This window comes from Sphingomonas sp. 4RDLI-65, from assembly GCF_049472435.1.
In the GTDB taxonomy this organism is placed as follows: domain Bacteria; phylum Pseudomonadota; class Alphaproteobacteria; order Sphingomonadales; family Sphingomonadaceae; genus Sphingomonas.
On the sequence record NZ_JBCEBT010000001.1, the window covers coordinates 965,210 to 985,592 of the forward strand.

A 20,383-nucleotide genomic window follows, 5' to 3' on the forward strand; every position below is an offset into this window, starting at 1 on the left:
ATTTCTCGCATGCTCAATGCCCTCGGGTTGCTGAAGCAACGTCGCTTCCTGCCCCTGTTCACCACGCAGTTTCTCGGCGCGTTCAACGACAACCTGTTCAAGACTTCGATGGTCCTGTTCGCCACCTATGCGGTCTTCAACGACCCGCAGATGGAGGCGAATTTCAACGCGCTGGCGACCGGACTCGGCATCCTGCCGTTCTTCCTGCTGTCCGCGCTCGCCGGGCAATTGGCGGACAGCCACGACAAAGCCAAGATCATCCGGATCGTGAAGACGGTCGAGATCGGCATCATGCTGCTCGGCGCGACCGGGCTGATGGTCGCGCGCTTCGGGCATCCGTCGCTGGGGATCGGGCTCATGCTCGGCGCGGTGCTGTGCCTCGGCGTGCATTCGACGTTTTTCGGCCCGATCAAATACGCGATACTGCCGCAGCATCTGGCGCCGTGCGACGTGCTCGGCGGCACCGGGCTGGTCGAGGCGGGCACGTATCTCGCGATCCTGCTCGGCACCGTGACCGCCGGCTGGATCCCGATCGAGGGCGCCGCCGCCAGCGTGCTGGTCGTCGCCGCGATCGGCTGGTTCGCCGGTCGCGAAGTGCCGCCTGCACCGCGCGAAGGTCCGCCGCTCAAGCTCGACTACAACCCGTTCACCGCGTCATGGCGCCTGATCAGCGCGACGCTGCACATCCCGCGGCTGTTCCTCGCGATCGTCGCGATCAGCTTCTTCTGGACGATCGGCGCGGTGCTGATCATCGTCTTCCCGCCGCTGGTGAAGAACGTGCTCACTGCCGACGAGCGAGTCGCAAGCTTCGTGATCGCGGTGTTCTCGGTCGGCGTCGCGATAGGTTCGGTGGTGATCAACTCGATGCTGCGCGGGCGGATCTCGGCGAAGTTCTCGCCCGTCTCGGTGATCGCGATGGGCGGCTTCGTGGTGCTGTTCTCGTTCCTCGCGCGGAACTGGACGCCCGCACCGGCAGGGCAATATTACGACTGGGCGGGCTTCATCCATCAGCCGGGTGCGCTCCCCGTGCTGGCGACGCTGCTGGCGATCGCGATCACCGGCGGGATGTTCGTCGTGCCGCTCTATGCGTTCCTGACGACCACGGTCGAGAAGGACCAGACCGCACGCACCGTGGCGGCGAACAACGTGGTGAATTCGGGGGCGATGACGATCGGCTCGATCCTGGTCATCGGCATCACGGCGATGGGCGTCACGCCACAGGACATGCTGTTCCTGGTCGCGGCGATGTGCCTGGTGTCCGCATGGCTCGCACAGAAACTGCACCGCGCCTGCGACGACGATGCCGCCGGGTGCCTGCCGACGCTGAGGAAGTAGGCGCGCTCCCTTTTCCGTTCGCCCTGAGCGAAGTCGAAGAGTGTGCCCCACGCCCAGGTGCTTCGACTGCGCTCAGCCCGAACGCGACGATAGGCGCGGCCGGCTCAAAAAATGAAGCTGTAGAAGCAGGTAAAGAACGCCGCGAAGCTGAGCGCGAACAGTTTCAGGTCGTGGTCGTCGTTGCGTGCGGCGACGACCACAGGTGGCGGCAGCGACCGGCGAAACGGGTGCCGGGCGGCTTCGTTGGTAAGGACTAGGCGTCTGGTCATGATGCAAACGTTAACGCCGCGTTTACTAAATCGACCAGTGGCAAAAGTGGTTAAACTTGCGCCGTCCGGGAATGGGACAGATCGGAGCATCCTGTAACCGCGGCCAGACCGCTTTGCGTATGGCTGTTCCTCCACCGCCAGCCGGTATAAGCATGGGCCTTCATCGCATCCCTGCGACTCCAGAGGACCCAAATTATCCAGCAGATTGCGGCACTTCCCTATGTCATCGACGCCGACGGCCATGCCCGCGTGATGCTGATCACCTCGCGCGATACCGGGCGCTGGGTGATCCCCAAGGGCAATCCGATCGTCGGGCTCGCCAGCCATGAGGCCGCCGCGCAGGAAGCGTATGAGGAGGCCGGCATCCGCGGCATCCCCTGCCCCGCCCCGGTCGGGCAATTCGCGTACCGCAAACGCCGCCGCACCGGCCGCTACCGCGACATGATCGTGACGGTGTTTCCGCTCGCGTTCGTCGAGCAACTGGACGACTGGCCCGAGCGTCATCAGCGCGACACCCGCTGGTTTACGCTTGATCGTGCGGCAGACGCTGTCAATGAGCCCGGCCTGAAGGCGCTGATCGCTGCTTTCCGCGAGCCGCCGATCCCGGCGTCGTTCGCGCAACGTATCTTACCCGTCGTGCGCAAGAGTGCGAAAAGGAGAATTCCGATGCTGGGCTGGTTCCAGTCGCTGATGCCGAAGCAGGGACGGTTCTTCGAACTGTTCGACGCGCATGCCGCGACCCTGGTCGCCGGCGCCGATGCGCTCGCACGGCTGCTCCACGGCGAAGGCTCGATCGAGGGTCAGATCGCCGAGATCGTCAAGCGCGAGCACGAGGCCGACGATATCACGCGCGAAGTCCTCCAGGACGTCCGCCGCGTATTCGTGACGCCGTTCGACCGCAGCGCGATCACCAGTTTGATCGGCGTGATGGACGACGCGATCGACCAGATGAACGGCACCGCGAACGCGATCGCGCTGTACGAGGTGACCGAATTCTCGGCCGAGATGCGCGACATGGCGGGCATCATCGTCGAGGCCGCGCGGATCACCGCGGAGGCGATCCCGCTGCTCCGCTCGCTCGGTACCAATGCGGGCCGGTTGCACGACCTGACCGCACGGCTGATCCAGATCGAGGGGCATGCCGACGACATCCACGACACGGGCCTGCGTGCGCTGTTCCAGGCGTCGAAGATCAGTGCGGACCCGATGACCTTCATCATCAACCGCGAGATCTACAGCAGCCTGGAGAAGATTGTTGATCGCTTCGAGGATGTCGCGAACGAGATCCAGGGGCTGGTCATCGACCATGCTTGATGTGTCGTTCGAGTCCGAGACCTCCCAAGGAGCTCCCCCCCGGCGAAGGCCGGGGCCCAATTGGGGGACGGCAATAATTGAGGACGGCGCGCCGTTACTCAAGCCTTCCCAATTGGACCCCGGCCTTCGCCGGGGGGGTGGAATGGTAGCGGATAGGGCGGCAATCGCATGATCCTCTCCCTCCCCCTCCTGATCGGCCTCATCGGCATAGCGCTGCTGTTCGACTTCCTGAACGGCCTCCACGACGCGGCGAACTCGATCGCCACCGTCGTCTCGACGCGCGTGCTGAAGCCGCAATACGCCGTCCTCTGGGCCGCGTTCTTCAACTTCATCGCGTTCGCCGTCTTCGGGCTTCACGTCGCGCAGACCGTCGGCACCGGGATCGTCCAGGCGCACGTCATCGACGCGCAGGTGATCTTCGCCGCGCTGATCGGCGCGATCGCATGGAACGTCATCACCTGGGTGCTCGGCATCCCGTCGAGCAGCAGCCATGCGTTGATCGGCGGCCTGCTCGGCGCGGGCATCGCCAAGGTCGGTTTCGGCGCGATCGTCTGGAAAGGCGTCATCGCCACCGTTGTAGCGATCTTCGCGTCGCCCGCGATCGGCCTGATGCTCGCACTGGTGCTGGTGCTTGCGGTGGCGTGGACGAGCCTCAAACTCACCCCGCTCGGAGTCGACAAGCGCTTCCGCAAACTCCAGCTGATCTCCGCCGCGCTCTACTCGCTCGGCCATGGCGGCAACGATGCGCAGAAGACGATGGGGATCATCGCCGTGTTGCTCTATTCGCAGGGCCTGCTCGGCGGCGAATTCCACGTGCCGCTCTGGGTCGTCCTCTCCTGCCAGGCGGCGATGGCACTGGGCACGCTGTCGGGTGGCTGGCGGATCGTCCACACGATGGGCTCGAAGATCACCCGCCTGACACCGGCGCAGGGCTTCTGCGCGGAGACCGGCGGCGCGATCACGCTGTTCGCCGCGACCTTCTGGGGCATTCCGGTGTCGTCGACACACACCATCACCGGCTCAATCGTCGGCGTGGGTGCCGCTCGGCGCCTGTCTGCGGTGCGCTGGAACGTGGCCAGCAACATCGTCGTCGCCTGGACGCTCACGCTGCCCGCAGCCGGGTTGATCGGTGCCGGCACCTATCTGCTGGTCGGGCTGTTCGTCTGAACCCTCCCCGCCGATCCCAGGCGACGGTCTATTGACGCAGCCGTAAACGGCTCCGACACTCCCGGTCGAGCGAAGGACAATGATCCTTCGCCGCCAGGGAGAGGACATCATGAAGACGACCTATGCGGCGTTGCTGTTCGGGACGGCGCTCGGCGTCGCGACTCCGGGCGTGGCGCAGACCGCCAGCCCGACCAGTGTCGCAAGCACCGAGACCTATAACCGCATGGTCGTGTTCGGCGACAGCCTTGCCGATGGCGGCTATTACCTGACGCTCGATCCCAGGCTGGCGCGCGATGCGGGCAGCTTCACGACCAACCCCGACCCGGTCGCGCCCGAGGTTCTGGCGGCCCGTCTCGGGCTCTCGCTCGACCCCGTCTATGGCAAGGGCGGCACCAATTACGCGGTCGGCGGCGCGCGTGTGACGGCAGCGAACGCGCTGTCGATCCCGGTCGCGACACAGATCAGCAATTTCCTCGCTGCCGGCGGCACGTTCGGTCCACGCGACCTCGTGTATATCCAGGGCGGCGGCAACGATTACTTCGCGTTCCAGGCGGCGGGCAGCACCAACACCGCGATCCTGACCACCGCGGCGACCCAGCTCGCCGCACAAGTCAGCCGGCTCCAGACGGCGGGCGCCACGCGTATCGTCACGCTCGCGGTCCAGACCGGCGGCGCGGCCGGGCTCCAGCTGTTCAACCGGACCTATGCCGCGGCATTGGCGGCGGCGAACGTCAACGCGCTGTATTTCGATACCGACCGGCTGTTCGGCGAACTCGTCGCGAGTCCCGCCACCTATGGCTACACCAACATCACCGGTGTCGCCTGTACCGTGCCGTCGTCGCTCGCCTGCACACGCGCGACGCTCGTCTCGCCCGACGCCAACGAGACCTATATCCTGGCCGATAGCGTCCATCCTTCGGGCAAGACGCAACGCATCCAGGGGCAGGCAGTGGCCAGCCTCGTCCAGGCCCCCGACCAGATCGCCGGACTCGGCTACGCGGCACAAGCGATGTTCCGCGGCCAGCGCGACCTGTTCGAAGGCGCAGAACGCGGCGGCGCACAACGCACCGGCCACGCGCTGTCGCTGTTCGGCAGTGCGGGCTATCACTATTACGCAAGCGGCAATTCCGCCCAGCGTGTCGGCATCACCGAACGTGGCTTTAGCGGCACCGCAGGCGCCGACCTCGCGATCGGCGACGCGTCGGGAGTCGGTCTCGCCGGCGGCTATTCGGATGGCACCGGCGACTTCAAGGCCGGCGCTGGCACCTACAAGCCGCGCGCCTGGTCGGTCAGCGGCTACGCGCGCGGCGAACTCGGCCCGGTGCGCCTGCTCGCGGACGGGACGTACGGCGAGATCGACTACCGCCACATCCGCCGCACCGTCCAGCTCGGCCCGGCGATCCGCTCGCATGAGGGCGAGACCGACGGCACCTACGTCGCCGGCCGCGTCACCGCCGCGTTCGATCTGATCACGGTCGGCGGCGTTGCATTCGGCCCCGACCTCGCGGCGCAATACGACCGCGTCCGCATCGCCGGCTATGCGGAAACCGGCGGGCTCTCGACCGCGGCGGCGTTCGGCAAGCAGGAGATCAAAAGCCTGACCGGCCGCTTCGGCGCCGTGGTCCGAACCGTCCCAGGCGAACCCGTGCGGTTTTTCGCCCGCGCCGGCTACGAGCGCGAGTTCGACGACGATCCGCGGACGCTGACGCTGACCCCGACGGGTGCGCCGATCAGCTTCACGAGCACGGTGGAACGCGCCGATCGCAGTTACATGAGTTACGCGATGGGCGTGGACGGCAATGTCGCGGAGCAGTTGTCGCTCCGCGCCGGTGTCGCCGGCTACGCGTTGCGCGACGATCGCGACAGCGTGTCGGCATTCGCAGGACTATCCGCCGCGTTCTAGATGTGCCGGATCAGCCTCGGGGTGCGGCGATGCCGCATCCCGCACCGCGATCGACTGGTTTGCGATGTCGGCTTGGAAAGCATCCGGCGTACCGGTCATCAACGGAAATGGTGGAGCCGAGGGGGATCGAACCCCTGACCTTTCGCATGCCATGCGAACGCTCTCCCAGCTGAGCTACGGCCCCATTCCCGTTGGGAGGCGGGTCACTAACCGGACCCGCCCGGGTTGGCAAGCGGCGTAAACACCGCCTGCCAAAATTATTCGAACTTAACGCTCGTGCTCGTCCTGCGGCGTCTCGACGCCGAGGTCGTCGTCGCCGCCGAGATCGACTTCGTCGTCCGCCGACGGCTCTTCGTCTTCGCCGGTGATCGAGGCGATATCCTCTTCCTCGTCACCCTCGAGATCCGCGTCGGGCTTCTTGGTGTCGGGCTTGGCGACTTCGAACGGCAGCGGCTGCTTCGACTTCAGGATGGGCTCGGGCTCCCATGCATACCCGCACTCGATGCAGGTCACGGGGTCGGCTTTTTCGAGGTCGTAGAAACGCGTCGCGCATTTCGGGCACGAACGCTTCGTGCCCCATTCCGGCTTGATCATGCCGATAGAACCTTTCGGATGAATGGATTGCGGGGGGATACCCTCGCAAAGTGGGCGCGCCTTGCCATAGCGCAAGGCCACTGTCAAAAGCCCGGCCCCATGGCACACCCCCTCCCCACTTCGATGGACGTCGTCGCGCGCGGTCCTTTGACCGGTTCGATCGCGGTCCCCGGCGACAAGTCTATCAGCCACCGCGCGTTGATGTTCGCGAGCCTGGCGGTCGGCACCAGCCGGATCGAAGGGTTGCTGGAGGGCGAGGACGTGCTCGCCACGGCTGCCGCCATGCGCGCGATGGGCGCGACGATCGAGCGTGGCGAGGACGGCATCTGGACCGTAGACGGCGTCGGCGTGGGCGGCTTGCTCCAGCCCGAGACCGCACTGGAGATGGGCAATTCGGGGACGTCGACGCGGTTGCTGATGGGGCTGGTGTCGAGCCATCCGATCACCTGCACTTTCACCGGCGACGCGTCGCTGTCGGGGCGGCCGATGGGGCGCGTGATCGAGCCGCTGTCGCAGATGGGGGCGGACATTACATCTTCGCCGGGCGGGCGGTTGCCGCTGATGGTGCGCGGCATGTGCCCGGCGGTGCCGATCGAATACACGCTGCCGGTCGCGTCGGCGCAGGTGAAGTCGGCGATTTTGCTGGCCGGGCTCAACACGCCGGGGATCACGCGGGTGATCGAGCCGGTCGCGACGCGCGATCATAGCGAGCGGATGCTGACCGGGTTCGGCGCGAAGCTGACGGTCGAGGAGACCGAGGCCGGGCGGATCATCTCGATCACGGGGGAAGCGGACCTGAAGCCGCAGGATATCGTCGTGCCGGGCGACCCGTCGTCGTCGGCGTTCTGGCTGGTCGCGGCGTCGATCGTGCCGGGGTCGGATATCGTCGTACGTAACGTTGGGCTGAACCCGACGCGGATCGGGATCGTCACGGCTTTGCGGATGATGGGAGCGGATATTACCGAGCTCGACCCGCGCACCGTCGGCGGCGAGCCCGTCGCCGATCTGCGCGTCCGGCATGCAGCCCTGACCGCGATCGAGGTCCCGGCCGATCTCGCGCCGAGCATGATCGACGAATATCCGGTGCTGTTCGTCGCCGCCGCCTTCGCGACCGGGACGACGATCGCGCGCGGCGCGCATGAACTTCGCGTCAAGGAATCGGACCGTATCACGACGATGCGGATCGCGCTCCAAGCGTGCGGCGTGGTTTGCGAGGAGTATGAGGACGGCATGGCGATCACCGGCTCGGGTGGTGCGGCGATTCGTGGTGGCGCTCGGATCGCCTCGAAACTCGACCACCGCATCGCAATGAGCATGGTGGTGGCTGGACTTGGGAGCCGCGAGCCCGTCACGATCGATGATGTATCGCCGGTGGCGACGAGCTATCCCGTGTTCTTCCGGTCGCTCGATGCGCTTACCGGCCGGGGGAATTAAGATGATCATCGCAGTCGACGGTCCGGCGGCTTCGGGCAAGGGCACCATCGCGCGCGCCTTGGCCAAGCATTATGGGTTGCCGTATCTTGATACCGGGCTGCTGTACCGCGCGGTCGCGCTGAGCGTGGCGCGGATGGGGCTCGATCCGGAGACCGAGGCCGACGCGGTCGCGGCGTGCGATTTCAGCGATGCGCTGCTGAGCGATCCGGCGTTGCGTGACGACGATATCGGCGCGCTGGCGTCGGTGGTGTCGGCGCATCCTCTCGTGCGCGCGGCGCTGCTGCACCGGCAGAAGCGGTTTGCGGGGCAAGAGGGTGGCGCGATCCTCGACGGGCGCGATATCGGGACGGTGATTGCGCCAGATGCGGATGCTAAGCTGTTCGTGAAGGCTACGCCGAATATTCGCGCGCAGCGGCGGCATGCGGAGTTGCAGGCGCGCGGTGGGACGGCGAGCAAGGATCGCGTTCTGGCGGATATTCGGGCTCGGGATGCTCGGGATAGCGGGCGGTCGACTGCGCCGTTGGTGATGGCGGCGGATGCTGCGTTGTTGGATACGAGTTTTCTGTCGATCGAGGCTTCGGTGCAAAGGGCGGTTGCGTTGGTTGAGGCGCAGCGGGCGAAGAAGGTTTCGGTTTAAGCCTTCCGCCCACTCCGGCGAGCGCACCACCCCGGCGAAGGCCGGGGCCCAATTGGAACGCCCGCAGTAACGAAGGGCGGTCCTTAGTTAGCAACGTCCCCCAATTGGGCCCCGGCCTTCGCCGGGGTGGTTGCTCTGTTGGGGTAAGCTACTGCGACCCAACATTGTTTCCCCGCGAAGGCGGGGACCCAGACTGGGCTCCCGCCTTCGCGGGAGAACAAGTAGGAGCGCGCGACGCTCCCGTAAGCGCGCGCCCTGCCCTAAAGCGCAGTAACCAGTGCCACCGCCCCAAACACCACCCCCGGAAAGTTCGCCACGACGATCGGCCAATCCCGCTTGTCTTTCAAAAACCCATACCCCACCCACAGCGCGCAATTCACCATCGTCGCGAACGGCTGGACCACCGATCCCTTCTGCCCGGCGAGGTTCAGCATGATCTGGTCGATGTACGACAGGTACATCACGATCGCCGTCACGGTGGCGACCCAGCCCAGCACGAGAATGCCGCGTTCGTTCAAATCTTCGCTCCTGTTGTGAGCAGCCCCTAACGAAGCCGGGCCGAACTTGCTCCGAGACCCGGTTTCGGCTATACGGAACCGTCCGGCGAGCGATGCTCGTGGAGGAAGGCGCGGAGACCCTCGAGTCTCACGCGCCGTTTTCGCATTCAGCGTCTACGTCCTCCGCGCCTCGTGCCGTCCGGATGCCGCGCCGGCGTTCGGTCGTCGCGGCAACGAAGGCCAAGACCAGCGGACCCAACCGCTTGGCCGGAAACAGACTAGGATTACTGAATTCTATGGCAACCCAGGTAATGCCGACCCGCGACGATTTCGCGGCGATGCTGAACGAAACGCTCGGCGACGCCGACAGCTTCGAGGGCCGCGTGGTGCATGGCACCGTGACCGGCATCGAGAACGACATGGCCGTCATCGACGTCGGTCTGAAGTCGGAAGGCCGCGTGCCGCTTCGCGAATTCGCAGCGCCGGGCCAGAAGGCTGACCTCAAGGTCGGCGACGAAGTCGAAGTCTATGTCGACCGCGTCGAGAACGTCCACGGCGAAGCGATGCTCAGCCGCGATCGCGCACGCCGCGAAGCCGCATGGGACAAGCTGGAAACCGAATTCTCCAAGACGACCCGCGTCGAAGGCGTGATCTTCGGCCGCGTGAAGGGTGGCTTCACCGTCGACCTGAACGGCGCCGTCGCGTTCTTGCCCGGTTCGCAGGTCGATATCCGCCCCGTGCGCGATGTCACCCCGCTGATGGACATCCCCCAGCCGTTCCAGATCCTGAAGATGGACCGCAAGCGCGGCAACATCGTCGTGTCGCGTCGCGCCGTTCTCGAAGAGACGCGCGCAGAGCAGCGTTCGGGCCTGATCCTCAGCCTGGCCGAGGGCCAGATCATCGACGGCGTCGTCAAGAACATCACCGATTACGGTGCGTTCGTTGATCTCGGCGGCATCGATGGCCTGCTGCACGTCACCGATCTCAGCTACAAGCGCGTCGGTCACCCGAGCGAAGTCCTGAACATCGGCGACACCGTCAAGGTGCAGATCATCCGCATCAACAAGGACACCCAGCGCATCAGCCTCGGCATGAAGCAGCTGGAGAGCGATCCCTGGGATGGCGCGATGGTCAAGTACCCAGTCGGCGCGAAGCTCACCGGCCGCGTCACGAACATCACCGAATATGGTGCGTTCGTCGAGCTGGAAGCGGGCATCGAAGGCCTCGTCCACGTGTCGGAAATGTCCTGGACCAAGAAGAACGTCCATCCGGGCAAGATCGTCTCGACCTCGCAGGAAGTCGACGTCATGGTCCTCGAAGTCGATTCCGAGAAGCGTCGCATCTCGCTCGGCCTCAAGCAGGCTCAGGCCAATCCTTGGGAGGCGTTCGCTGCCGCTCATCCGATCGGTTCGACCGTCGAAGGCGAAGTCAAGAACGCGACCGAATTCGGTCTGTTCATCGGCCTCGACAACGACGTCGACGGCATGGTCCACATGTCCGACATCGCATGGGGTGTTTCGGGCGAGGACGCGCTCAACCTGCATCGCAAGGGTGAGACCGTCGAGGCCGTCGTGCTCGACATCGACGCCGAGAAGGAGCGTATCTCGCTCGGCATGAAGCAGCTCGAGCGCGGCGGGCCTTCGGCCGGCGGCATCGCAGCGGCAGGCGACAAGCTGAACAAGAACGCGATCGTCACCGTGACCGTTCTCGAAGTCCGCGACGCGGGCCTCGAAGTGCAGCAGGGCGACGATGGCGCGACCGGCTTCATCAAGCGCACGGATCTGGGTCGCGATCGCGACGAGCAGCGTCCGGAGCGTTTCCAGGTCGGCCAGAAGTTCGACGCGATGGTCACCGGCTTCGATCGTTCGAAGAAGCCGACCTTCTCGATCAAGGCCATGCAGATCTCGGAAGAGAAGCAGGCCGTTGCGCAGTATGGTTCGTCGGACTCCGGCGCGACCCTCGGCAACATCCTGGGCGAGGCTCTCAAGGCCCGCACGGAAGCCGAAAAGAAGTAAGGCTAACCGCCTGTCGATGAAATGGCCCGGCATGTCTCGAACATGCCGGGCTTTTTCTTGTCCGGGCCACTTTGGTTTTTGACTGCGCCCGGATTAGTGCTAATGCCTCGCAGATTGACCTGTATCAATATGTAAGCGCTTTAGATGGGCGGGGGCTCGAATGATCCGATCTGAACTGGTCCTTAAGATCGCCGAGGCGCATCCGGACCTGCAACCGAACGAAGTCGAGCTGATCGTCAGCACCTTCTTCGACGAGATATCGAAGCGCCTGGCCGCCGACGGCCGGGTCGAACTGCGCGGTTTCGGCGCATTCTCGACACGCGCACGCGAGGCCCGCACGGGCCGCAACCCGCGCACCGGCGAAGTCGTCGACGTCGAAGCCAAGCGTGTGCCGTATTTCAAACCCGGCAAGGAAATGCGCGCACGCCTCAACGTGTAAGTGCTGGACGGTCGTATTGATCTTGGCGGCGAGGCTCGCCCGTCTTAAGACCGGCTTGGATGCGGGCGTGGCGGAATGGTAGACGCACCGGACTTAGACATGCTTGAGTGCCCGTAGGGAAACCTGCGGCGTAGAACTGCTCAAATTCGGGGAAGCCTGTAAAATGGGAATCCCGAGCCAAGCCCGCGATGCGTTTCGCGGGAAGGTGTAGAGACTAGACGGGCAGCACCTGCACTCCGGTTTCGCCGGAGCATGGTGAAGGGATAGTCCAGACCACAAACGCCCTCGGGCGGCGGTGAAAACCGTAGCTGGTAAGAAAATCCGTTGGGCCTTGGCCCGTGGGGGTTCGAGTCCCCCCGCCCGCACCATCCCCCCTCACGATCCCCCCGCACGATCCCCCTGCCAACGGCGCGTCGCCGGCATCTGCGCCCTTGCTCAGAACAGCTTGCGGAGCGTCAGCGTCACCATCCGCCCGACCGGGTCGAGGTAATCGCGTTGCAGGCGGTTCGGCACGTCGCCATTCGCATCGCGCACCCGCTGCCGCGCGTCGGTGACGTTGTTCACGTCGATCTTGAGCTGCAGCTTCTTCGCCCAGTCCTGGCGCTTGAGCATCCGCTCCAGCCCGACCGTCCCGCCCAGATTGATTTTCAGGATCGGCGAGGAGCGCAGGTCCGACGCCGGGTTGCTGCTCCGTGCCCGGCTTGCCCCGCTATACCAGAGGTCGAACGTCAGCCCGGTCCCCTGCCGATTGATCCCGCCATACGCATACCCCGAGACGCGGGCGGTGCCGTTGCTGATGATCGTATCGCCGCGCAGCAGGTCGAGCGTCGGCGAACCGCGTTGCAGCTCGACCTGGTCCTGCAGTTTTATCATCGGGCCGACGCCGGCATAGAAGCTGGGCCGCGTGTCCGGCTTGCCTGGCTCTCCCGGCTTTGCGGGGGTCGGCGCGCTGCCGACCATCCCGTTCGCGCTGATCGTCAGGTTGAGCGCGCGCTGGCGTTCGCGGAAGATGTTGATCGGGCGGTAGCTGACCGTAATCAGCCGTCCGTCGGCGTCGCGCACGGCGAGCCCCGGCAGCGCCGCCTCGGTCTGCGGGGTCAGAGCGTAGACGGTCGCGGTCTGGTTGCGGATCGTCGTCGTGTCGTAGGTCGCGGCCAGCCGGATCTCGCGCGCCTTGAACGGCTTGATGGTGGCGGTCAGCGAGCGGACGCTGCGCCGTTCGGCGACGAGATCGCGGTTGCCGCCGACGATCAACGTCACCAGCTCGGTGCGGCCCCGGGTCGAGTCGAACAGCGAGACATTGGCCAGGCGCACTTCGGGGGTCGATTGCTGCATCACCGCCGGGGCCGTCGCGCTGTGCCGGACCGAGCCGAGCAGCTGGACGCCCTGCACTGGTCCCCAGGTCGCGCCATAGGTCGCGTCGGTCAGCGCACCGAAGCCGCTCACGTCGCGCGCGGTCGCCGAGCCGTTGATCGAGAGGTCGCCGACGAACGCCAGCACGTCCTCGCGCCGCGATGCAAACGGCACGTCGATCGCCAAGCCGCCTTCGACGCGCGTCCGCCCCAGGTTCAGCGCGAACGGGTTCGGCCCCCGCGTCGAAGAAGTGGCTGTCGACCGTTCCAGCTCGGCGGTCGCGGTCACCGTCATCTCGCCCGCAGGCAGGCGAACGGGCGTATTGGTCGCCACCAGTTTCGTGCCGGCAGTCCGGGTCCGCAACCGGGCGACGTCGACCAGCCGCCCGCTCAGCAACGACGCGTCGAGCGGCGCGAACGGGTTGGCGCCGTTCGCGATCGCCGCGTTGGCCGGCGCCAGATCGATACCGCGCTCGCTGCGGCCGTCGACCTGCTGCTGGTCGAGCGCCGCGGTGACGTCCCAGCGCCACCCGGCGATCGCGCCGCGCAACGTTCCACCCGCATGCAGCGTGGTCGTCATCTGGCGCACGCGCAGGGGATCGGCCTCGATCAGGTAACGGTCGAGCAGCACCGGGCCAGCGAACGGCGAATAGGCGTTCGTCGCGGGGATGCTCAGCGTGGCGGGTGCCGGCCCGGCGACATGACGCTCAAGACTGCGCTCGGCGGACAGGCCGATCGAGCGCGAGATCGTCCCGCCGATCCGCCCGGCCATCACCGTCTCTACCTTCACCGCATCCTTGCGCGGCGCGAGCGTCCGATAAGGCCCGAGATCGAACAACCGCGGCTGGTTCGCGCCCGCGACGAAATCGGCGATCGAGGGCGCACCTGCTCGGTCGGGGACCGCCGCGACCGTGACGACCCGGCCTGCCGCTGCCGAGAGGGCCGGGTCGATCTCTCCCCTGCCCGCCCCCGTCACCCCGCCCCCGTCACGTTGCCCACGCCATCGAACAGGATCGCGGGATCGAGCGCGATGGCGCGATCCGACTGGAAGATCGCGTCGGTGTGGCGATACTCGATCGCCGCCGTCAGTCGGCTGTCGTCGTGCAGCCGGGTGAGCCCCAGATTGGCGGTGCGTGTGCTGCCCGCACCGCGCGTCGCGATACCGCCAGCCCCGCGCAGCTCGGTCTGACGAAAACGCCGCTTGGTAATGAAGTTTAGCACGCGCCGGGTTGGCGGATAGCCGAACCGCAACGCGACCGGCTCGGGCAGCACCTCGACCTTCTCGATCGCCTCGGGCGGCAGCGTGCCGATATCCTGATAGCCAGAGGTACGTTGGCCGTTGAGGAGGAAGATCGGATCCGATCCATCCGCCGACTGGGTCACACCGCGGATCGCACGCAGGAATTCGGCGATCGTGGTCGCGCCAGTCGCCGCGATCGCGGCGATGTCGAACGTCGCCAGCGGATCGACATCGGTGACGATCGAGCGCCGGTCACCGAAGATGACCAGCTCGGGAACGTCCGACAGATCGGGTGTATCGGTCGCCGCGGGTGGCGGGCCGCGTTCCCGCGCTGAGATCGGCGGCGACAGCGACTGTCCAGCGGCGGGCACGACCGCGAGCGTCACACCAAACGCCATCGACCAGCACGGCCCGGATTGTCGCCACCCACGACAAAGGCCGCCCGCGCTTTCCGGCATACGCATTCTCTCCCGCCCAGATGACAGCATAAGAGCTGCATCCGGCAGGTCCAGCCGAGCGAAGTGCGCTTAACGTGCAATGCGCGATCGCCCAGCGACGTGCTGCATCAGGTCACAGGCGTTATCCGCGGAAAACCGGCCTCTACCGCCGCGGTGCAAAGCCTTTCGATCGCACGAAAACGGATCTTTCTCCGGGTTCGACACCACTCAGGCATCGTGGGACCGATCCTTGCCCCGCCCCGTGCCCGACATTTACGCTCGTGCGGCGTTGATCAGGTCGACGAGCTGCTTGTTGATCGACGCGCCATGAAGATGAAGATGAACCGCGTCATATCCCTCGCGCCGCAACCGCTGCCGCAGGTCGTTGACCGACGTGCAGGCGCCCGACCGCGCCAGTTCGAAAGCGCGTTCCACCGTGGTGATCTGTTCACTCATGCGCCAGCCCTAGGCGCTAACCTCGGGTACGGCGAGCGATGATTGTCGCTACCGGCAATCACCTCGGAAATGGATGTAAATAGGCCACATTATCGATTTCCGGAAACGCGTGCAGTGGGCTTGAGCCACGCGTACCGGCCCCGTTGATCGAGCCGAAACAGGATCACTTGAGCCCGGTCGCCGCTAAGCCCCGTGAATCCGAGGAAGGCCGCGACGTCAGCAGGTCGCACGTCGGTTTCGTGATAGCGTAACCCGATATCGACGCCTCATTATTGTTCTTGCTATGTTCTATCACGGTGCCTAGTTTCGGGGGATGAAACAGGCTCGTCCGGTTCGCGGCGCGACTCTCAACGGGGAAAGCCGACGGTTCAATCTGCCGCAGACCGAGGCAGACGGCGACTGGCTCGACATGCGCGAGGGGATCGACGGCATCGCGCCGAAGCTGCGGACGACGGTGACGGTCGAGACGCCGCGGACGATCATCAGCCGCAACGCCTCGCCCGACGTGCCGTTCGACCGCTCGATCAATCCGTATCGGGGATGCGAACATGGCTGCATCTATTGTTTCGCGCGGCCGAGCCATGCGTTCCATGACCTGTCGCCGGGACTCGATTTCGAGAGCAAGCTGTTCGCGAAGCCTTCCGCCGCAGCGTTGTTGCGGGCGGAACTCTCGAAGCCGGGCTACGCCGTCGCACCGATGGCGTTGGGAACGAACACCGATCCGTACCAGCCGATCGAGTCGGACTGGCAGATCACGCGCGGCATCATCGAGGTGCTCCGCGAAACGGATCACCCGCTGACGATCACCACCAAGTCGGACCGGGTGGTGCGCGATCTCGACCTGCTGGCGCCGATGGCCGCCAAGGGCCTGGCGGCGGTGGCGATGTCGATCACCTCGCTTGATCCGAAGGTGGCGTCGACCGTCGAGCCGCGCGCGCCGCATCCGGAACGCCGGCTGGCGGCAGTACGCAAACTCGCCGATGCGGGGGTGCCCGTGTACGTGTCGATCGCGCCGGTCATTCCGGCGATCACCGATCACGAGATAGAGCATCTGATCGCGCGCGCGGCGGAAGCCGGGGCGACACGCGCGTTCTTCATTCCCGTACGCTTGCCGCATGAGGTCGCGCCGCTGTTTCGCGCGTGGCTCGACGAACATTTCCCGGATCGCGCGGGGAAGGTGATGGCGACGATCGCGTCGTTGCGCGGGGGACGCGATAACGATCCGAACTTCTTCACGCGGATGAAGGGGCAAGGTCCATGGGCGGACCTGCTCGGCACACGGTTCCGGATCGCGTGTGCGAAACACGGACTGAACCAGGAACGGATCGCACTCCGCAACGACCTGTTCCGCGCGCCGAGGGGGCCGCAGGGGGAGTTGTTTTGACCACCCGGAGATCGGCGCGCGCGGGTGCGGATAACCGGTTTCAGCGCGTGCCGTTTGATCTGTTCTCGTCATGCCGGGCCCTCCGGCAACGCTCGGGCCGGCTCGGGAAGACATCCAGGTGTCGTGGAGTCGAGAAAATCTGGGTTTGCGGAACGGTAGCACTCGAAATTCGTCGGCACTATCGCGATCGGACCTGCACGCGGTGGTCAACGCGGTCGTCACGCTCCCCTTGTTCTCCCGCGAAGGCGGGAGCCCAGCCTGGATCCCCGCCTCCGCGGGGAAACACGGGGCACCGGTCGGAGAGCGATAATCGCTGTAGCGCACTCGCAATGGTGAATGGTTGAATGTCGATCTGTCCCGACCGAAGCTGAACGCGCCTCTCTTATGAAGGATCGTCGGGTTGCCAGAGTTCGATCGGGTTGCCTTCCGGGTCATGGATGCGGGCGAAGCGGCCGAAGCCGGGCATGTCCCATTCGGGATTGGTGATTACCGCGATCCCGGCCGCACGGAGGGTCGCCAACAGGCCGTCGAGGTCGTCGACGCGCAGGTTGAGCATCCATGGGCGATCCGCGGGGAAATAGTCGGCATCGACCGCGAACGGGGCAAAGACGCTGGGTCCGGCCTGCGTCTCCCACGATCCGTATGGTATCGAGCCCACGCCGAGATGCTCGACATACCAGGCGCGGATCGCCTCCGGATCTTTTGCCCGGAAGAAGAATCCACCGATTCCCGTCACGCCCATGCCTGCCCCCTGATCTCGTCACCGAAGCTGATGCGACGATACCAGACGGAGCACCACGACGCCGCCTAAAGACTGGACCGTTTTGGTTGCTCCGCGGCATCGGGTACCAAGGGGCAGGCGCGCTCAGTAGGCGCGGCCGATCAGGATGCGTTCCACCGCGGATTCGCCGGTGAAGATGCACGCGCCATCATCACACCCAGTCTGGCCCATCGGCGCGTTGCGGATGGTGAGCTTGAGCGCCTTCAACCGCTCGACGACCTTGTCGAGCGCAGGCCCGGTCGGCTTGGACCAGCGAACGTCGACCCATCCGGGGTTCTTTACGCCGTCGGCGAAATGCGCCTCGACCGCGGCGAAGTCTGCGGCGGGGACGATGTTGCCCTTCACGCGGTTCATCGATTCGACGTGGAGCGTCGCCTGGACGTCGTGCAGCATCCCCGAGACCTCGCCGACGAACGCATCGCGCGCAACGGCGTTGCTGTCGAGCTTGCCATCCTCGCGGTAGAGGCGGTCGCGGCGGATGACCGTGACGTTGCCGCCCGCCACGTCGCGGCCGCCGACCTCGATCACGATCGGTGCGCCCTTCTTGACCCAGCCCCAGCGCTTGGTCGCAGCCTTGGCGGGCTTGAGGTCGAGCAGCGCGCGGACCGGTTCGCCGAGCGCGGACTGCTTGGCAAGTTCGGCCTGGAGCGACTTGCAATAGTCGACGATCGCCGCGTCCTCGGGGACGTCGCGCAACATGGGGACGATCACGACCTGCCACGGCGCGATCATCGGCGGCACGCGCAGGCCGTCGTCGTCGCCGTGGACCATGATCACCGCGCCGATCATCCGCGTCGACACGCCCCAGCTGGTCGTATTGCAGAGCTCGAACTCGCCGCCGGCATTCTGGAAGCGGATGTTCTGCGCGGAGGCGAAATTGGTGCCGAGGAAGTGCGAGGTGCCGGCCTGCAGCGCCTTGCCGTCCTGCATCATCGCCTCGATCGAATAGGTCGCGACGGCGCCCGGAAAGCGCTCGTTCTCGGGCTTCTCGCCGGCGATCACGTGGACGCCGAGGCATTCCTCCGCGAAATCGCGATAGACTTCGAGCATCTTGAGTGTTTCGTCGCGCGCTTCGTCAGCGGTGGAATGGGCCGTGTGGCCTTCCTGCCAGAGGAACTCGCTAGTGCGCAGGAACATGCGCGTGCGCATTTCCCAGCGGACGACGTTCGCCCATTGGTTGATCAGCACGGGCAGGTCGCGCCACGACTGGACCCAGCGCGCGAACGCGGCGCCGATCACCATCTCGGAGGTCGGACGGACGACGAGTGGCTCCTCGAGCTTGGCCTCGGGATCGGGGATCAGGCGGCCGTAGCCGTCGGCCTTGAGGCGGTGGTGCGTGACGACGGCCATTTCCTTGGCGAACCCGTCGACATGCTCGGCCTCCTTCTCGAAATACGAGAGCGGGATGAAGAGCGGGAAATAGCAGTTCTCGTGGCCGGTCGCCTTGATCCGGTCGTCGAGCAGGCGCTGGATACGCTCCCAGATACCGTAGCCCCAGGGGCGGATGACCATGCAGCCGCGGACGCCGGATTCCTCGGCGAGATCGGCCTCGGAGATGACGGCCTGGTACCAGGCGGAGAAATCCACCTCGCGGGTGACGGGGAGTGCGCGCTTTATCATGGGGTGCGCTTATCGCGAACGCGGCGCTTCGTCACGTGTGAGTTGCGGGGTGGCGACGCGGCGGTGGTTTGCGTAGGGGTCGCGTATGCCCACCGATCGCATCCTTCCCGCCATTGGCATGCGGTTGCTGTCGGTCGTGATCTTCGCGCTGATGAACACCGCGATCAAGCTGGCCGAACGGCACGGTGCTAGCGTGTCGGAGATCCTGTTCTTTCGGCAGTTCGGGGCGTGTTTGCTGGTGTCGGGGGTGATCCTCGCCGGGCCGGGTTTGCCTTCGGTGGCGACGAAGCGCCTGCCCGCGCACATTATACGCGCGATCGTTGGGCTGTCGGCGATGGCGTTTACGTTCAACGGGATCGTCGCGTTGCCGCTCGCCGAAGCGACGACGATCGGGTTCACGGTGCCGGTGTTCGCGACGATTCTCGGCGCGCTGGTACTGCGCGAGCCGACCGGGTGGCACCGCTGGGCGGCAGTTGCGGCGGGGTTCGCGGGGGTGTTGATCGTCGCGCAACCGGGCGGGGATCACTTTCCTCTGTGGGGCGCGGGGTGTGCCTTGGCGGGGGCGTTCGGGACGGCGAGCGTGTCGATCCTGTTGCGGCAGATCGGCAAGACCGAGAGCGCGTTGACGACGGTGTTCTGGTTCTCGGCGCTGTCGCTGATCCCGTTGTCGGTGTTCTACGCGCAGGCGGCACAGTCGCATGATCTGGTGGCGTGGGTGTGTCTCGCGAGCGTGGGTATCTTTGGTGGCCTCGCGCAGATCGCGATGACGACGTCGCTGCGCCTCGGGCCGGTGTCGGTGGTGGTGCCGATGGATTATTCGAGCTTGCTGTGGGCGACGTTGCTGGGGTGGCTGGTGTTCGACACGTTGCCGGCGGAGGCGACCTGGGTCGGGGCGCCGGTCATCGTGGCGAGCGGGTTGTATATCGTTTGGCGGGAGCATGTTCGGCGGCAGGACGAGACGGACCGCGCGATCGCTTGAGACCTAGCGAACGCGTGCCGTTTCCAGCATGCGTTTGGCGCGGAGGTACATCTCGACGCGCTGGGTGGTGAACAGGCCTAGCGCGAGTGCGGCCAGCATGTCGGTGATCGCGAAGGCGTTGAGGTGCAGCGCGTGGCCGTCACCGATCATCGCGCGCGCACCGCTTCGGACGGCCACGATCGCGACGAGGAACAGGACCGCGGCGGGGGACGACGTCGTGTTGAGCGCGTGGTTGTCGGGATCGATCGTGATCCGCATCATCTTGCCGCGCTGCCAGCCCAGTGCAGCACCCATGACCAGTGCGAGCGCGCAGAACAGCCAGGCGAGGCCCTGCGGCGGATACATCACGAACATGTAGAGCGCGACGGCCGCGTAGAGCGCGGGGAAGACCCAGAGGCGTTCCAGCTTGAGCGGTTTGACCACGCTCATGCGGCGCCAGCGGACCGCGAAGACGATGCCGATGATGACCGCCGTGATCGCGTAGCTGATCCAGCCTTGTGCTTCGTGCGCCTGCATTGATAGCCCCCCGC

At 65.8% G+C, this 20,383-nt stretch carries 19 protein-coding genes and 1 tRNA gene; 10 read left to right on the forward strand and 10 right to left on the reverse strand.

The features are described from left to right. Positions 1 to 9 precede the first annotated feature (9 nt). Positions 10 to 1,335, forward strand: coding sequence for an MFS transporter (locus VH567_RS04255; protein WP_423323431.1), 1,326 nt, complete (start codon positions 10 to 12; stop codon positions 1,333 to 1,335). 104 nt (positions 1,336 to 1,439) lie between these two features. Here VH567_RS04255 and VH567_RS04260 read toward each other — a convergent pair whose 3' ends face one another. Next, complete coding sequence (locus tag VH567_RS04260) at positions 1,440 to 1,604, reverse strand: hypothetical protein (protein ID WP_423323433.1); 165 nt, start codon at positions 1,602 to 1,604, stop codon at positions 1,440 to 1,442. 195 nt (positions 1,605 to 1,799) lie between these two features. Between VH567_RS04260 and VH567_RS04265 the strand changes: the two genes are divergently transcribed. From VH567_RS04265 to VH567_RS04275, 3 genes are all read left to right on the forward strand, one after another. Then, positions 1,800 to 2,918 carry a DUF47 family protein gene (locus tag VH567_RS04265; protein ID WP_423323724.1) on the forward strand — a complete coding sequence of 373 codons (1,119 nt, stop codon included), beginning with the start codon at positions 1,800 to 1,802 and terminating at the stop codon, positions 2,916 to 2,918. Positions 2,919 to 3,086: 168 nt separating this feature from the next. Next, positions 3,087 to 4,085: an inorganic phosphate transporter gene (locus tag VH567_RS04270; protein ID WP_423323435.1), complete on the forward strand. Its 999-nt coding sequence runs from the start codon at positions 3,087 to 3,089 to the stop codon at positions 4,083 to 4,085. Positions 4,086 to 4,194: 109 nt separating this feature from the next. Further along, on the forward strand, positions 4,195 to 5,988 hold the full coding sequence (locus VH567_RS04275) for an autotransporter domain-containing protein (RefSeq protein WP_423323437.1): 1,794 nt from the start codon (positions 4,195 to 4,197) through the stop codon (positions 5,986 to 5,988). A 108-nt stretch (positions 5,989 to 6,096) separates the two neighbouring features. Here VH567_RS04275 and VH567_RS04280 read toward each other — a convergent pair. Both VH567_RS04280 and VH567_RS04285 read right to left on the reverse strand, forming a co-directional pair. Next, a tRNA-Ala gene (locus VH567_RS04280) sits at positions 6,097 to 6,172 on the reverse strand. Positions 6,173 to 6,255: 83 nt separating this feature from the next. After that, positions 6,256 to 6,582, reverse strand: a complete 327-nt coding sequence (locus tag VH567_RS04285) for a TIGR02300 family protein (protein WP_031395784.1) — start codon at positions 6,580 to 6,582, stop codon at positions 6,256 to 6,258. 99 nt (positions 6,583 to 6,681) lie between these two features. Here VH567_RS04285 and aroA point away from each other — a divergent pair, with 99 nt between their 5' ends. After that, positions 6,682 to 8,016, forward strand: a complete 1,335-nt coding sequence (gene aroA / locus VH567_RS04290) for a 3-phosphoshikimate 1-carboxyvinyltransferase (RefSeq protein ID WP_423323440.1) — start codon at positions 6,682 to 6,684, stop codon at positions 8,014 to 8,016. 1 nt (position 8,017) lies between these two features. After that, positions 8,018 to 8,653, forward strand: coding sequence for a (d)CMP kinase (gene cmk / locus VH567_RS04295; RefSeq protein ID WP_423323442.1), 636 nt, complete (start codon positions 8,018 to 8,020; stop codon positions 8,651 to 8,653). 260 nt (positions 8,654 to 8,913) lie between these two features. Here the strand turns inward: cmk and VH567_RS04300 are convergent, their stop codons facing one another. Then, the gene (locus VH567_RS04300; protein ID WP_056486791.1) at positions 8,914 to 9,171 is read right to left on the reverse strand and encodes a SemiSWEET family transporter; all 258 of its coding nucleotides are present in this window, start codon (positions 9,169 to 9,171) and stop codon (positions 8,914 to 8,916) included. 275 nt (positions 9,172 to 9,446) lie between these two features. On the opposite strand from VH567_RS04300, the gene rpsA reads away from it, so the two are divergent. Both rpsA and VH567_RS04310 read left to right on the forward strand, forming a co-directional pair. Continuing rightward, positions 9,447 to 11,165, forward strand: a complete 1,719-nt coding sequence (gene rpsA / locus VH567_RS04305) for a 30S ribosomal protein S1 (protein WP_055879635.1) — start codon at positions 9,447 to 9,449, stop codon at positions 11,163 to 11,165. Positions 11,166 to 11,325: 160 nt separating this feature from the next. After that, positions 11,326 to 11,604: an integration host factor subunit beta gene (locus VH567_RS04310; protein ID WP_128454226.1), complete on the forward strand. Its 279-nt coding sequence runs from the start codon at positions 11,326 to 11,328 to the stop codon at positions 11,602 to 11,604. Positions 11,605 to 12,039: 435 nt separating this feature from the next. Here VH567_RS04310 and VH567_RS04315 read toward each other — a convergent pair whose 3' ends face one another. The 3 genes from VH567_RS04315 to VH567_RS04325 all read right to left on the reverse strand — a co-directional run bounded on the left by VH567_RS04315 (position 12,040) and on the right by VH567_RS04325 (position 15,089). Continuing rightward, positions 12,040 to 13,932, reverse strand: a complete 1,893-nt coding sequence (locus VH567_RS04315; RefSeq protein WP_423323445.1) for a hypothetical protein — start codon at positions 13,930 to 13,932, stop codon at positions 12,040 to 12,042. Further along, a complete protein-coding gene (locus VH567_RS04320; protein WP_423323447.1) occupies positions 13,929 to 14,582 on the reverse strand; it encodes a TonB-dependent receptor in 654 nt (217 codons plus the stop codon). The genes VH567_RS04315 and VH567_RS04320 overlap by 4 nt, the downstream gene beginning before the upstream one ends. 324 nt (positions 14,583 to 14,906) lie before the next feature. Beyond that, entirely contained in the window at positions 14,907 to 15,089 is a 183-nt protein-coding gene (locus tag VH567_RS04325; protein WP_423323449.1) for a hypothetical protein, read from the reverse strand. 313 nt (positions 15,090 to 15,402) lie between these two features. On the opposite strand from VH567_RS04325, the gene VH567_RS04330 reads away from it, so the two are divergent. After that, the gene (locus VH567_RS04330) at positions 15,403 to 16,473 is read left to right on the forward strand and encodes a PA0069 family radical SAM protein (protein ID WP_423323452.1); all 1,071 of its coding nucleotides are present in this window, start codon (positions 15,403 to 15,405) and stop codon (positions 16,471 to 16,473) included. Between the two features lie 382 nt (positions 16,474 to 16,855). On the opposite strand, the gene VH567_RS04335 is transcribed toward VH567_RS04330, so the two are convergent. Then, a complete protein-coding gene (locus tag VH567_RS04335) occupies positions 16,856 to 17,215 on the reverse strand; it encodes a VOC family protein (RefSeq protein ID WP_423323454.1) in 360 nt (119 codons plus the stop codon). 123 nt (positions 17,216 to 17,338) lie between these two features. After that, the gene (locus VH567_RS04340; protein WP_423323455.1) at positions 17,339 to 18,874 is read right to left on the reverse strand and encodes an aminoacyl--tRNA ligase-related protein; all 1,536 of its coding nucleotides are present in this window, start codon (positions 18,872 to 18,874) and stop codon (positions 17,339 to 17,341) included. A gap of 85 nt (positions 18,875 to 18,959) precedes the next feature. Here VH567_RS04340 and VH567_RS04345 point away from each other — a divergent pair, with 85 nt between their 5' ends. Next, entirely contained in the window at positions 18,960 to 19,853 is an 894-nt protein-coding gene (locus tag VH567_RS04345) for a DMT family transporter (RefSeq protein ID WP_423323456.1), read from the forward strand. Positions 19,854 to 19,856: 3 nt separating this feature from the next. On the opposite strand, the gene VH567_RS04350 is transcribed toward VH567_RS04345, so the two are convergent. Then, the gene (locus tag VH567_RS04350; protein ID WP_423323457.1) at positions 19,857 to 20,369 is read right to left on the reverse strand and encodes a CcdC protein domain-containing protein; all 513 of its coding nucleotides are present in this window, start codon (positions 20,367 to 20,369) and stop codon (positions 19,857 to 19,859) included. Positions 20,370 to 20,383 lie beyond the last annotated feature (14 nt).